Raw genomic sequence first — 13,468 nt, forward strand, 5'->3', positions numbered from 1 at the left:
GTGTCCCAGAGTGGCAGCGTTTCCCCTCCCCGCGGGCAGACCGCTCCGCTTCGCTGCGCTGCCAGGAGGTCCGCGCTGGTCACGGGTGCCGTCTTGGCAGCGGAGCTCCTCGTGGGGGTGCCCCCACGGTGCGGGGTAACGCTGCCAAGCCGCGAAGCGGCGGGCTGGCTCTTCAGCCGCGCAGCGGCGCAGCGCACACTGCGCCACTCGTCCCGCACATCAAGTGAGCCGCAGCACCATTGCGTCGTACACCGGGGCCTCGTCCCACGGCTGGGACCGGCCCACCTTCGCGTACCCCCACGCGCGGTACGCGCACTGCGCCGGTGCGGCCTCGGGCTCCGGCCGCATGGTCAGGGTGATGCGTTCGACGCCGGCGCCATCGATGAGGTGCGCGTGCAGCGTGGCCGCAATGCCCCGCCGGCGCCATGGCTTGCGCACGGCGAGCTCGATGACGGCGAACGTGCGGTGTCCGGTTTCGCGCGTGAAGTCCTGGGGCAGCGGGTCCAGTAGACCGTTCCACCAGGTGGTGTCGGCGGGCAGCCGGTACCCGAAGGTGAAGCCGACGACTTCCTCACCGGCCCGGGCGAGCACGAGGCGGAAGCCCGGGCGCCGCGCCTGGCGCCGGAAACGTTCCAGGAACTCGGCGACGTCCCGGGGGCCCTCGCAGTACGGCGGCTCGACGTACACCTCTTCGTAGGCAGGCAAAAAGGCATCGAGCTGCCCGGCCGCCTGGGGGCCGTCGGTGCGCTGGTAGGTCACTTCGGTCACGCTGGTTTCCTCACCGGATGTGGACTTCGAGGGCTTCGACGGACTCCCGGGCGGTGCGAGTGTCAGCCCGGGCCAGGAGGTCCCGTACCTCCGTCAAGCGACGCATGACGCGTCCCGACTCGACCTCCGCCAGGTGTTCGAGGCTGCCGACGGCCTCGGCTGCTGCCTCGTCGACCTCGCCGGCGCGGGCGAGCCCCCGTGCCAGAGTCAGGCGGTACAGGGCACGGTTGCGGCCGTACACCTTGTTCTGCCGGGCGAGAGCGGCCCGCAGGAAGGGCACGGCCGCCTTGTGGTGGCCCGCTTCCGTGTTGACGAGTCCCTGCGCGAACTCCAATTCGGCCTGTCCATGGAAGGCGGCCCAGGCCGGTGCAGGTCGCCCCCGGCCGGGGTGTCCCGCAAGGCGCATGGCATCGGCGAGGCGCTTCCGGGCCCCGATGTGGTCCCGCATGCCCGCGAGGGCGCGTGCCTCGCGGGCTGCGATCAGTGACAGCAGGGTCGGTGACCCGAGGGGGACGGCGCGCTGGTGGGCCGCCCTTGCCAGGTCGTAGCCCTCGCGTGGCCGGTTCTCGTGGATGGCCTGCATGCCGAGGCTGGCCAGGACCAGGATTTCCAGGCCGTCGTCCTGCAGCATCGTGGCCGTGGCCAGGGCCTGGCCCCAGTAGCGACGAGCGGTGTCCTGTTCATCGGCGTCGTAGTGGAGCCAGGCGCAGTGCTCGGCGGTTTCACCGACCAGTAGTTGCAGCTGCCTTCCGATCGCGTCGCTGAACGTGCCCGTGTTGATCACGCGGGAGATCCGGCGCAGGTGGCGGACGGCCAGTGAGCGCACCGCATCACCGCCGTAGGCGTCGTCGAGGGTGTACAGGGAGCGCAGGCCCTCGCGGAGTTCGACCACGTGTGCCGATCCCACGGCATCGGCAGGGCGGAACGCCAGGGCAGCGGCGCTGCCCAGGGAATCGGATACGAAGGAGCGCCGGTCCACGCCACCCTCCTCACACAGCCGGCTGTATTGCGCATCCACCGTGGCACTGGAGGAAGGCTCCGGGAAGCCCAGTTCCGCCGGGGACATGCCGAACATGGCGTGCAGGACGCGCCAGGCGCGGGGACGCGGACGTGGCGGGTTCGGCTGCCGCCAGCGGCGCAGCTGTCGGTCCGTGAGCGCGACGCACTCGCCCGCCATGTCGGCGGCTTTCGCGAATGCCCGCAGGAAGGCAGCGGGTTGGTCCCAGCCCCGCGCTGCGCACTCACGGGCGAACAGCGTCCTGCCCTCCGCCACGGTTTCCCCTCCCGAGTCAGCCCCGACCGCGACGGTACCGACCGTTGCGCCCGGCGAAAGTCCGTTCTCCGGAAAGTCCGTCGCAAAGTCCGCTCGTGTGTCCGCCGGTGAGGCGACGGGGGCGGTTGTCTCGTCGCGAGTGCCGACGGTGCTCGCCGACCCCGGCAGGAGGACGATCGATGACGCATGACCGGCTTGGTGCCCTTCAAGAGAAAGCCGCCGCCCGCTGGCTCGTCTCCCGCACGACGCACCCGCGTGACGCCTGGGAGGAGTGGGCCTACGGCCGGCCCGCCATGCTGCGCATGGGCGCGCACCTCGAAGCGCTGCGGTTGCCGGCCGGGCTCGTGCATCGGGTTGCCGGTGGGGAGGAGCCGGGCGTCGTGCGGGAGGCGTTGCGGCGGGGTGGGGTGGGGCGGGGGGTGATCGTGGGGGTGCACGGGCGGTCGTACTACGTGCTCGTGCCGCCCGGTACGTCCCGCACGTGGGACGACGGCCGGATCGCCTGTGCGGGGCCCGGGGACTACCTCGGCGTACCCGCCGTGGAGCGGGACGCACCGCCCGGCAGCTACTGGTTGCTGCCCCCGCCGGAGGGGCCGGGCGAGCTGTGCAGCGCCGCGGCCGTGGTTGCACTGGTGGCGGCATCGTGATGCGGTGGTGCGCCTGGCACCAGGAGATGGTGCCGCCGGGGGAGGCCCTCGTCGTGGACGTCGTGGACGTCGTGGACGTCGTGGACGTCGTGTACGGCGATCAGGTCGCCGCCCATGTCTATGCGTGCAACCGCTGCGTCGTGGAGTACCGGCCGGTGCCGGTCACGCCGGGCCCCCGAAGAACACCTGGGCCTCGTGGATCAGGCCGTCCCGTACCGTGATCGCCTCCATGTTGCGGTGCCGTGCGCCCGTCGTCAGTTCGTACTCGTAGAGCACGAAGACGAGCTCCGGGCCGGCGGGGGTGATGTGCAGCAGGTGTTGTTCCTTCATACGGCTCGCCGTCGGGAAGCAGCGGTCGAAGAAGGCGGTCCTGTCGATGTGGTCGTCCTGGGGGCTGGTGAACGTGAAATCCTCGGCGTACAGCTGCAGGGCCGCTTCGCGGTTCTGGGAACGGTAGTGGTGGAACGCCGCCGCGACGACGCTCGCCGGCGTGTCGTTCATGGAAATCCTTTCCGTTTCCTTTGGCTGGTTCATTGCCTCCCCATGGTGGCCCTCTGCACCGCTTGTGGCATCCTGGGTGGCCGACGGTGGCCCGCGAGCGAGGAGGTGGTCGGGATGAGGAGTCGGAGTCCCGAGGGAAGTCCTCGCATCAGCCTTTCGGCCCACTGAGCCGTGTCGCGCTGTTGCGCGGGATTTCCTGTTCCCTGAGCCCCTGATGGGCTTTTTCTTTCGGGCGAATTTCTGCCGCCCGTCATTCTGCCCGGCACGGCTTTCGTTTTCGTTGAATTCATCATGCAGCTGTGCCGCCGTGCCGTCGTGTGCATCCGCCGGTACGCAGGCGAGGAGACGACGAAGGAGGAGAGCGGACCATGGCCGTGATCAACGAGTGGCACATGGCGGCCAACATCGGCGCGGGCCTGGGCTTCGGTGCGTGTATCGGGCTGGAGCGTCAGTGGCGGGCGCGGATGGCGGGGTTGCGTACCAATGCCCTGGTGGCCGCCGGGTCCGCTCTCTTCGTGCTGCTGTCGACGTACGGGTTCTCGACGGCGACGAGCAGCGCGGGCTACGACGGCTCGCGGGTCGCGGCGCAGATCGTCTCGGGCATCGGTTTCCTCGGTGCCGGTGTCATCATGCGCGACGGGCTGAACGTGCGGGGGCTGAACACCGCGGCCACGCTGTGGTGCTCGGCCGCCGTCGGCGCCCTGGCCGGTACGGGGTTGTACGTGCTGGCGGGGCTGGGCACGGCCGGGGTGATCGCGGCCAACACCGCGCTGCGGCCATTGGCGCGGGGGCTGGACCGGGGGAGCCGGGGCGGCGCGGAGGTCGTCACCGACTATCTCTTCGAGGTGGTGTGCACCGAGCCGGAGGAGGCCCATGTGCGCACGCTGGTGGTGCAGGCGGTGGCGCGGCCGGGGTTCCTGCTGCGGTCGGTGCACAGCAGGGACGCCGAGACGCCGGGGAAGGTGACGGTCTCGGCGGAGCTCAGCACCGAGCGGCGCGACGAGCGGATGCTGGAGGAGGCCGTCAGCAGGCTGTCGCTGGAGCCGGCGGTCTCGGCCGTCAGCTGGACGGTGCTGAGCGGCCCGGCGGACGAGGACAACGGTGAGGCGGACGACTACGGCCGTGGCGGGCGCCCCCAGCGCAGGGTGCGCAACCTGTTCACCCGGGGGTGAGACATGGGGTACGTTCTCGGGGCCGAGGGACACAGCAGGACGCAGGGGGAGGAACGCCGCGCGTGGGATCGTCGCTGTTCATCAAGATCTGCGGGCTGAGCACCGCGCGGGACGTCGACACCGCCGTCGCGGCGGGTGCCGACGCGGTCGGTTTCGTCTTCGCCGACAGTCCCCGCCGGGTGGACGCGGACACGGCCCGGCGCCTGGCCGACCGGGTGCCCGGCAACGTGCTGACGGTCGGGGTCTTCCGCGGGCAGTCCGTGGCCGAGGTGCGCGAGCTGACCCGTGCCGCGGGCCTGCGCTCGGTACAGCTCCACGGCGACGAGGGAGTCGAGCACTACGAGGCGCTGCGGCCCGAGGGCTGGACGCTGATCCGTGCCACGTCCTTCCGGGGCACCGCGCTGCGCTGCGGTGAGCTGGGGGAGGACCACCTGCTGCTGGACGCCCCGGCGCCGGGGGCGGGCCGGCCCTGGGACTGGGGGGACGAGGGGTTCGTCGCGCCCGAGGGCCCCTGGCTGCTGGCGGGCGGCCTCGCCCCCGGCAATGTCCGTGCGGCGGTGCGGTCCACCGGCTGCTGGGGCGTGGACGTCTCCAGCGGCGTGGAGGCGAGCCGCGGCGTCAAGGACCCCGTCCTCATCGAGGAGTTCATTGCCGCGGCCCGCTCCGCCGCCGTCCGTTCCGGGGAATAAACGGAATCAGACCGGCCGCCGCGCGGAACACGGTGCCGGTGTATGCTTCGAACGCCGACACGATGAGTGAACGTCATTTCGGTGACCGTGGCTCCGTCATCGGCTTCCTTGTGGATGGTTTCCTTCCACTTCTCGTTCCCGCGCGTTTTCTCCTTCACGCACCTCCCGTTTCTCTCCACGCACCAAGGCACGTCGACACACGGCAAGAGCTTCGGTAATCACGAGAGCGAGGGCGGCACATGACCGCGAGCGACTGTAGGCTGACCGGCTCCTGGGTCGGCAGAGCCGATCTTCGGCTGATAGCCGATCAGGTAGGGACGCCGGTCTTCCTTTACAGCCAGGAACAGATCCTCAAGAACATAGCCCGCATCAAAGAGGCCGCTCAGGCCGCCGGGCTCGGCTCGCGCGTCGAGCTGTACGTACCGTTCTTCCCCAACTCCAATCCCCACGTCCTGAAGCCCTTCCAGGAGCTCGGCGTGGGGATTCTGCTGCAACTGCCCAGCGAGTACCGGCTGTTACGGCGGTTCGGCTTCGAGAAGTTCATCGTCTCGCCGGGCCACGTCTCCGACGAGGAGATCACCTTCTGGGACCGCGCCGGCCACCCCGTCTTCCTCTCCAGCCTCGACGAGGTCGCCCACTCCCTGCGCACCGGCGCCCCGACCATCAGCGCGCGCATCGACAGCCTCGACTCGGGCAAGCCCGGGGTGAAGTTCAGCCAGCTGGGCGAACTCTCCGCACTCCTCGCCGACCACGGGCGGGAACTGGAGTGCCTGGAGGTCTACTGCGGCAGCGGCAACTCGCTCGACGACATGGTCGGCATCATCGAAAACCTGTTCCGCATCCACACCACCCACTTCCCCACCGCGCGGTCCATCAACTTCGCCGGCGGGCACGGGTTCGTGTACGAGAAATGGGACGAGGAGGAGAAGCACTTCGACTGGCGGCAGTACTTCGCGGCCCTGCGCGCGATCGCCGACCGGATGGGCATCCCCGAGCACGTCACCTTCCTCTTCGAGCCGGCCCGCGACGTCCTCGCCGACACCGGTGCGCTGCTGCTGAGCGTCGAGCGCAACGTCATCACCCACTCCGTCGGCAGCCTCGTCGTCACCGACGGCTCCCGCATGCTCATGCCCTCCGCCCAGCTGCGCGACCGCCGCCACAACGTGGTCTTCCTCGACGCGGACATGAAGGAGATCCCGCCGGGCGACGGCACCAAGGGCGTCGAGGCGATGCTGCGCGGCCGCAGCATCCTGCGCCACGACTACATCCTGCCCGGCGAGTACGCCGTGCCCGAGGGCGTGGGGGCCGGCGGCCACCTGCTCATCCTCGACGTCGGCGCCTACTGCGCCACCCAGCACATGGAGTTCCTCAACATCCCGCCGGCCGCCGAAGTGCTCATCGACACCGCCGGAACGCCGCACCTGATCACCGCCCGGGGCGACGACCTCGACAAGTGGCGGCACCTGCTGCACGAGAAGCAGCCCGTCGGGCGTTAGCGCCCGATCGCCACCAGCGTCCGGACGATTTCCACCCCACGGCGAGGAGCGGGCCCGTGCCCACCGACGACCGAGCACTGCCTTCACCCGACAGCGACCCCTTCGAGCTCTTCGGCACCTGGCTCACCGATGCGGAGGCCGGTGAGCCCAACGACCCCAACGCCGTGGCCATCGCCACCGCGGGCCCCGACGGCCTGCCCGACGTGCGCATGGTGCTGCTCAAGGGGTACGACACCGACGGATTCGTCTTCTACACCAACACCCAGTCGCAGAAGGGCACCGAACTCGCCGCCAACATGCAGGCGGCCGGCGTCCTGCACTGGAAGTCCCTGCGCCGGCAGGTGCGCTTCCGCGGGCCCGTGGAGCGCGTCACGGACAGCGAGGCCGACGCCTACTTCGCCTCCCGCCCCCGCGACAGCCGCATCGGTGCCTGGGCCAGCCGGCAGTCCCGCCCGCTGTCCGGCCGCGCCGAGCTGGAGGAGGCCGTGGCCCGCGAGAGCGCCCGCTTCGCCGCGGGCGAGGTGCCGCGCCCGCCGCACTGGACCGGCTACCGTGTCAGGCCCGTCTATCTGGAGTTCTGGACGGACAGGCCCTTCCGGCTGCACGACCGCCTGGTGTTCACCCGGGACAAGCCGGAAGGGGACTGGGACAGGGGCCGGCTCTACCCCTAGTGACGGCCCCGCGCCCAGCGGCCCGTACCACCGCACGATCCCGTAACCGGCACACACTTCAGGGACAGCACGCATGTACTTCACGCACGCCGATGCCGTCTGGGAGGCCCACCCGGGCCTGCGCGCCGCCGTGATCGCCGTCGACGGCGTCCTCGGCATCACCGCCACCCGCGCCTACCAGGACAAGCTCCTGCCGCGCATCGAGGAACGCCTCGCCGCCGGCGGCGAATCCGCCATGCCGGAGATCTCCGCCTGGCGCGAGGCGTTCTCCGCCATGGGCCTGAAGCCCACCCAGTACCGCTGCGCCTCCGAGGCCCTGCTGCGCCGCTACCGCAAGGAGCGCTCGCTGCCGGCCTTCCACCCGCTGGTGGACTACCTCAACACCGTCTCCATGGCCTTCGCCGTGCCCGTCGCCGTCTTCGACTGCGACCGCGTCGCCGAGGGCATCACCGTCCGCCCCGCCGAGGGCACCGAGGAGTACACCACCTTCCAGGGCGAGAGCGAGCACCCCGCGCCCGGCGAGGTCGTCTTCACCGACGCCGCGGGGTACGCCCACTCCCGGCGCTGGACGTTCCGGCAGAGCGCCCGTTCGGTGGTCGGCCCGCACACCGAGCGCGTCCTGATCGTCGCCGAGGCCCTGCACCCGAGCGCCGAGGCCGACCTGACCGCCCTCCAGCAGGAGATCACCACCGTCCTGGGCGAGTGCCGGGTGCGCGTCGGCGCCACCAAGCTCGTGCGGCCGACCGAGCGCCGGCTGGAGTTCTTCTCCCCATCCGCCAGCGAGGAATCCCCGAGCGAGGAGAGGCCGTGACCACCACCGAGGAGACCCCGCGCACCGATCCCGCGGCCGGCCTCGCGGCCGTGCGGCAGGCCGTGGACCGTGCGTGCGCCCGCGCCGGGCGGAAGGCGGGTTCGGTCACCCTCGTGGCCGCCTCCAAGACCGTGCCGCCCGACGTCCTCGCGCGCACGATCGACGCCGGGCACCTGGTGTACGGGGAGAACCGCGTCCAGGAGGCCCGCGCCAAGTGGCCGCCCCTGCGCGAGCGATGTCCGGAGCTCGAACTGCACCTGATCGGGCCCCTGCAGAGCAACAAGGCCCGCGAGGCGGTGGCCCTGTTCGACGTCGTCCACTCCCTGGACCGCGCGAGCCTGTGCCAGGCCCTGGCCCGCGAATGCGCCCGCCAGGGCCGCATGCCCCGGTTCTTCGTCCAGGTCAACACCGGTGCCGAGCCGCAGAAGGCCGGCGTCCTGCCCGACGCCGCCGACGCCTTCGTCGCCGCCTGCACGGAGACCTACGGCCTCGACGTGCGCGGCCTGATGTGCATCCCGCCGGCCGGTGAGCCGCCGCAGCCGCACTTCGCCCTGCTCGCGGAGATCGCCGAGCGCAACGGGCTGGGCCTGCTGTCGATGGGCATGAGCGGCGACTACGCCAGTGCCGTCGAGCACGGGGCCACCCATGTGCGCGTGGGCAGCGCGATATTCGGTGCGCGGCCGCCGTGGACGGCCGCATGAGCAGGCCGGCGCGCTTCGACATCCTCTTCGAGCCGGTGCGCATCGGCCCGGTCACCGCGAAGAACCGCTTCTTCCAGGTGCCGCACTGCAACGGCATGGGCCGGGCCTTCCCCAGCTCCATGGCCGCCATGCGCGGGGTGAAGGCCGAGGGCGGCTGGGGGGTGGTCGTCACCGAGCAGTGCGACGTCCACCACTCCGGCAACCACCTGCGCGAGCTGCGCCTGTGGGACGAGCAGGACATCCCCCACCTCGCCCGGGCCGCCGAGGCGATCCACCGCCACGGCGCCCTGGCCGGCATCGAGCTCGCGCACAACGGCTTCCACGTCGCCAACCTCGAAAGCCGCACCGTCCCCATCGCGCCCAGCCTCCGGCCCACCCGCGGGATCGCGCCCGTCACCGCCCGGGCCATGGACAAGGACGACATCCGCGCCGCCCGGCGCTGGCACCGCACCGCCGCCCTCAACGCCCGGCGCGCCGGCTTCGACATCATCTACGTCTACGCCGGCCACGACATGTCGCTGCCCGTCCACTTCCTCTCCCGCCGCCACAACCACCGCACCGACGAGTACGGCGGCAGCCTGGCCAACCGCGTCCGCTTTCTGCGCGAGCTCGTCGAGGACGCCAAGGAGGCCGTCGGCGACACCTGCGCCGTCGCCCTGCGCTTCGGCGTCGACGAGCTGATGGGCCCGCGCGGCATCGGCGCGCAGGACGAGGGGCGCGAGGTCGTCGAGATGCTCGCCGAGCTGCCCGACCTGTGGGACGTCAACCTCAGCAACTTCGACAACGACGGGCAGACCTCCCGCTTCGCCGCCGAGGGCTTCCAGGCCGCGTACGTGAAGTTCGTCAAGAGCGTCACCACCAAACCCGTGGTCGGTGTCGGACGCTTCACCTCGCCCGACACCATGGCCGCCATGGTGCACGGCGGCACCCTCGACCTCATCGGCGCCGCCCGTCCCTCCATCGCCGACCCCTTCCTCCCCCGCAAGATCGAGGAAGGCCGCTTCGACGACCTGCGCGAGTGCATCGGCTGCAACATCTGCGTGGCCGGGGACAAGGCGGGGGTGCCCATGCGCTGCACCCAGAACCCCACCATGGGCGAGGAGTGGCGGCGCGGCTGGCACCCCGAGTACATCCCGCCCAAGGACACCGACGACACCGTCCTCGTCGTCGGCGCCGGCCCCGCCGGCCTGGAGGCCGCCCGCGCCCTGGGCCAGCGCGGGTACGAGGTGCTGCTGGCCGAGCGCGCCCGCGAGCTCGGCGGCCGGGTCACCCTGGAGAGCCGGCTGCCCGGCCTGGGGGAGTGGGCCCGGGTACGCGACTGGCGCCTGACGCAGCTGCGCCGGATGCGCAACGTCGGGATCGCGCCGGACAACGAGATCACCGCGGACATGGTGCTGGAGGCCGGTTTCTCGCTCGTCGCCGTGGCCACCGGCGCCGCCTGGCGCGCCGACGGCATGGGGCGCGTCCACAGCGAGCCCCTGCCGGGCCTGGGCGCCGTGCCCGCCTGGACCCCGGACGACATCATGGCCGGGCGCCTGCCCACCGGCCGGGTCGTCGTCTTCGACGACGACCACTACTACATGGGCGGGGTCCTCGCCGAGCGGCTGGCCGCGCACGGCTGCGAGGTCACCTTCGTCACCCCCGAGCCACTGGTGTCGGCCTTCACCCAGTTCACGGCCGAACACAAGCGGGTGCAGCGGCGGGTGATGGAGGTGTGCGCCGCCGTCCTGCCGACCACGGCCCTCGTCCGCCTCCAGCCGGAGGCCGCCGTGCTGGCCTGCACCTACACCGGCCGCGAGCGGACCGTCGCCGCGGACGCCGTCGTCCTGGTCACCGGCATGGTGCCGCGCGACGATCTTTACCGGGACCTGCGCGCCCACGGCGAGCAGGCGCTGGAGGCCGCGGGCATCCGCCGTGTCGTACGGGTCGGCGACTGCCTGGGGCCGGGCATCATCGCGGCCGCCGTGCACAGCGGCCACCTGTTCGCCCGCACCCTCGACACCGCCCTGACCGACGAGACGCCCTACCGACGGGAGAACGTCGAGCTCCGCCCGGAGCGGCCCCTGCCCCTGCTCGGTGCCGACCTGCGGGCCACGCGCTGAAGGAGACGAAGCCCATGACCGGAGCTGCGACATCCACCGACCCCGCATCCACCGACGCCGCGTTCACCGACTTCAAGGACGTGGTCCGCACCGTGGCGACCGGGGCGGCGCTCACCCGCCGACAGGCCGCCCACGCCTTCGAGATGATGATGGCCGGCCGGGCCACCGCTTCCCAGATGGGCGCGCTGCTGATGGCCATGCGGCTGCGCGGCGAGACCGTCGAGGAGATCACGGGCGCCGTCACGGCCATGCGCGCGCGGATGCTCCCCGTGACCGCCCCGCCCGGCGCGATGGACCTGCTCGGCACCGGCGGCGACGCCTCCGGCTCGTACAACATCACCACCTGCGCCGCCTTCGTCGTCGCCGGTGCCGGTGTGCCCGTCGCCAAGCAGGGCAACCGGGCGCTGTCCTCGCGCAGCGGCGCCGCCGACGTCCTGGCCGCCCTCGGCGTACGCATCCAGCTGCCGCCCGCCGCCATCGAACGGTGCCTGGCCGAGGCCGGCATCGGCTTCATGTTCGCCCCCGACCACCACCCGGCCTCCCGCCACGTGCACCCCACCCGCATCGAGCTCGCCACCCGCACCGTCTTCAACCTGATGGGCCCGCTGACCAATCCGGCCGGGGTGCGCCGGCAGGTCGTCGGCGTCTTCGCCCGCGAGTGGACCGAGCCGCTGGCCAGGGTGCTCGGCGAACTCGGCTCGGAGCGGGCCCTGGTCGTCCACGGCTCCGACGGCCTGGACGAGATCACCACCGCCGGTCCCACCACGATCGCCTCGCTCGAGGACGGCACGGTCTCGACCTTCGAGGTCGCCCCGGAGGACGTGGGCCTGCCCCGCGTCGCCCCCGAGCGGCTGCGGGGCGGCGACGCGCCGGCCAACGCCGCCGCGCTGCGGGCCGTGCTGCGCGGTGAGCCGGGGCCGTACCGCGACGTGGCGCTGTTCAACGCGGCCGCGGGGCTCGTGGTGGCCGGCCGGGCCGCGGACCTCGAGGAGGGCGTGGCGCTGGCCGCGCAGTCCGTGGACTCCGGCGAGGCCCACCGCCGCCTGGAGCTCCTGGTGGCCGCCTCGAACGCCTGACCTGCCCCACCGCAACCGTCCTGCGAGGAGCGTGTCTTGTCCGACTTCCTGTCCCGCATAGAGGCCTACAAGCGCGAGGAGATCGCGGCGGCCCAGCGCGAGCGCCCGCCGGCCCTCCTCGCCCGCGAGGCCGCCTCGGCCCCGCCGCCGCGCGGCTTCCTCGCCGCGATCGAGGCCCGCACGGCGAGCGGCGCGTACGCCGTGCTCGCCGAGATCAAGAAGTCCAGTCCCTCCAAGGGCCTCATCCGCGCCGACTTCGACCCGCCCGCCATCGCCCGCGCCTACGAGGCCGGCGGCGCCACCGGCCTGTCGGTGCTCACCGACGCCCGCTCGTTCGAGGGCGCCCCCGGGCACCTGACGGCGGCCCGCGAGGCGACCGCCCTGCCGGTGCTGCGCAAGGACTTCCTCTACGACCCCTACCAGGTCCTCCAGGCCCGGGCCTGGGGCGCCGACGCCGTACTGATCATCATGGCCGCGGTCGACGACGCCACCGCCAAGGATCTGGAGGACACCGCCCTCGGCCTCGGCATGGACGTGCTCGTCGAGGTCCACGACGAGGGGGAGCTGGAGCGCGCCCTGCGGCTGCGCTCGCGCCTGCTCGGCATCAACAACCGCGACCACCACACTTTCGAGACGACGCTGGCCACCAGCGAGCGCCTGGCGCCGCGGGTGCCGGCCGAGCGCGTCGTGGTCGGGGAGAGCGGCCTGACCGGCCCCGCCGACCTCGCCCGGCTCGCCCGGGTGGGCATCACCGCCTTCCTCGTCGGCGAGTCGCTCATGCGGAAACCGGACATCGAGGCGGCCACCCGTGCGATCCTGACGCGCGAAACGCCCGAGCGCGACGCGGCGATCGAGTAGAACGTCTTTCGTACGGTGACTTCCGTACGATCCGATCCCGCCTCCGTCGCTAAGGAGCACCGCCCGTGGGCATCGAATTCCTGGTCACGTCGTTAATCGTGACCGTCTCGCCCGGCACCGGCGTCCTGTACACCCTCGCCACCGGGCTCTCGCGCGGCTTCCGGCCGAGCATCGTGGCCGCCTTCGGGTGCACCCTGGGCATCGTTCCCCACATGGCCGCCACCATCATGGGCCTGGCGGCGCTCATGCACACCAGCGCCCTCGCCTTCCAGACCTTCAAGTACCTCGGTGTCGCCTACCTGTTGTACGTCGCGTGGAACACCTGGCGCGACCGCGGCACCCTGAGCGTCGACGAGCAGCAGGGCGAGCCGCCCTCGGCCGCTCGGGTGACGCTGACCGGCATCCTGCTCAACATCCTCAACCCCAAGCTGACCATCTTCTTCCTGGCCTTCCTGCCGCAGTTCGTCAGCACCGACGAGGCCGACCCGGTGCCGCGCATGCTGGAGCTGAGCGCCGTCTTCATGCTGATGACGTTCGTGGTCTTCGTCGGTTACGGCCTGCTGGCCGCCTCCGTCCGCGACCACGTCATCTCCCGGCCCCACGTGATGATGTGGATGCGCCGCACCTTCGCCGGCGCCTTCGTGGCGCTGGGTGCCAAGCTGGCGTTCACCAACATCTGAGGCGGAGGACGGCGGGCCGCCGG

At 71.8% G+C, this 13,468-nt stretch carries 14 protein-coding genes; 11 read left to right on the plus strand and 3 right to left on the minus strand.

The genetic code is table 11. The features are described from left to right. Positions 1 to 219: 219 nt before the first annotated feature. Positions 220 to 768, minus strand: coding sequence for a GNAT family N-acetyltransferase (locus AB0K17_RS04775; RefSeq protein ID WP_365982098.1), 549 nt, complete (start codon positions 766 to 768; stop codon positions 220 to 222). Positions 769 to 778: 10 nt separating this feature from the next. Next, positions 779 to 1,747, minus strand: a complete 969-nt coding sequence (locus AB0K17_RS04780; protein ID WP_365982099.1) for a hypothetical protein — start codon at positions 1,745 to 1,747, stop codon at positions 779 to 781. Positions 1,748 to 2,220: 473 nt separating this feature from the next. Here AB0K17_RS04780 and AB0K17_RS04785 point away from each other — a divergent pair, with 473 nt between their 5' ends. Continuing rightward, complete coding sequence (locus tag AB0K17_RS04785) at positions 2,221 to 2,688, plus strand: hypothetical protein (protein ID WP_365982100.1); 468 nt, start codon at positions 2,221 to 2,223, stop codon at positions 2,686 to 2,688. Positions 2,689 to 2,850: 162 nt separating this feature from the next. Here AB0K17_RS04785 and AB0K17_RS04790 read toward each other — a convergent pair whose 3' ends face one another. After that, the gene (locus AB0K17_RS04790; RefSeq protein ID WP_365966092.1) at positions 2,851 to 3,189 is read right to left on the minus strand and encodes a nuclear transport factor 2 family protein; all 339 of its coding nucleotides are present in this window, start codon (positions 3,187 to 3,189) and stop codon (positions 2,851 to 2,853) included. A gap of 368 nt (positions 3,190 to 3,557) precedes the next feature. Here AB0K17_RS04790 and AB0K17_RS04795 point away from each other — a divergent pair, with 368 nt between their 5' ends. The 10 genes from AB0K17_RS04795 to AB0K17_RS04840 all read left to right on the plus strand — a co-directional run bounded on the left by AB0K17_RS04795 (position 3,558) and on the right by AB0K17_RS04840 (position 13,445). Then, positions 3,558 to 4,361 carry an MgtC/SapB family protein gene (locus tag AB0K17_RS04795; RefSeq protein ID WP_365982102.1) on the plus strand — a complete coding sequence of 268 codons (804 nt, stop codon included), beginning with the start codon at positions 3,558 to 3,560 and terminating at the stop codon, positions 4,359 to 4,361. A gap of 62 nt (positions 4,362 to 4,423) precedes the next feature. Further along, positions 4,424 to 5,050, plus strand: coding sequence for a phosphoribosylanthranilate isomerase (locus AB0K17_RS04800; protein ID WP_365982103.1), 627 nt, complete (start codon positions 4,424 to 4,426; stop codon positions 5,048 to 5,050). A 239-nt stretch (positions 5,051 to 5,289) separates the two neighbouring features. After that, positions 5,290 to 6,546 carry a hypothetical protein gene (locus AB0K17_RS04805; RefSeq protein WP_365982104.1) on the plus strand — a complete coding sequence of 419 codons (1,257 nt, stop codon included), beginning with the start codon at positions 5,290 to 5,292 and terminating at the stop codon, positions 6,544 to 6,546. Positions 6,547 to 6,602: 56 nt separating this feature from the next. After that, the gene (pdxH, locus tag AB0K17_RS04810; protein WP_365966100.1) at positions 6,603 to 7,217 is read left to right on the plus strand and encodes a pyridoxamine 5'-phosphate oxidase; all 615 of its coding nucleotides are present in this window, start codon (positions 6,603 to 6,605) and stop codon (positions 7,215 to 7,217) included. Between the two features lie 73 nt (positions 7,218 to 7,290). Continuing rightward, positions 7,291 to 8,028 (plus strand): phenylalanine--tRNA ligase beta subunit-related protein, encoded by a 738-nt coding sequence (locus AB0K17_RS04815; protein ID WP_365982105.1) that lies wholly within the window; start codon positions 7,291 to 7,293, stop codon positions 8,026 to 8,028. Further along, complete coding sequence (locus AB0K17_RS04820) at positions 8,025 to 8,729, plus strand: YggS family pyridoxal phosphate-dependent enzyme (RefSeq protein WP_365982106.1); 705 nt, start codon at positions 8,025 to 8,027, stop codon at positions 8,727 to 8,729. The genes AB0K17_RS04815 and AB0K17_RS04820 overlap by 4 nt, the downstream gene beginning before the upstream one ends. Continuing rightward, positions 8,726 to 10,831: an FAD-dependent oxidoreductase gene (locus tag AB0K17_RS04825; RefSeq protein WP_365982107.1), complete on the plus strand. Its 2,106-nt coding sequence runs from the start codon at positions 8,726 to 8,728 to the stop codon at positions 10,829 to 10,831. Before AB0K17_RS04820 ends, AB0K17_RS04825 begins: the two co-directional genes overlap by 4 nt. Before the next feature lie 14 nt (positions 10,832 to 10,845). Beyond that, complete coding sequence (gene trpD / locus AB0K17_RS04830; protein WP_365982108.1) at positions 10,846 to 11,907, plus strand: anthranilate phosphoribosyltransferase; 1,062 nt, start codon at positions 10,846 to 10,848, stop codon at positions 11,905 to 11,907. Positions 11,908 to 11,943: 36 nt separating this feature from the next. After that, the gene (gene trpC, locus AB0K17_RS04835; RefSeq protein ID WP_365982109.1) at positions 11,944 to 12,765 is read left to right on the plus strand and encodes an indole-3-glycerol phosphate synthase TrpC; all 822 of its coding nucleotides are present in this window, start codon (positions 11,944 to 11,946) and stop codon (positions 12,763 to 12,765) included. 65 nt (positions 12,766 to 12,830) lie between these two features. Further along, a complete protein-coding gene (locus AB0K17_RS04840) occupies positions 12,831 to 13,445 on the plus strand; it encodes a LysE family translocator (protein WP_365966107.1) in 615 nt (204 codons plus the stop codon). Positions 13,446 to 13,468 lie beyond the last annotated feature (23 nt).

It is taken from the genome of Streptomyces sp. NPDC049585 (assembly GCF_040675615.1).
Classification (GTDB): Bacteria; Actinomycetota; Actinomycetes; order Streptomycetales; family Streptomycetaceae; genus Streptomyces; species Streptomyces luteosporeus.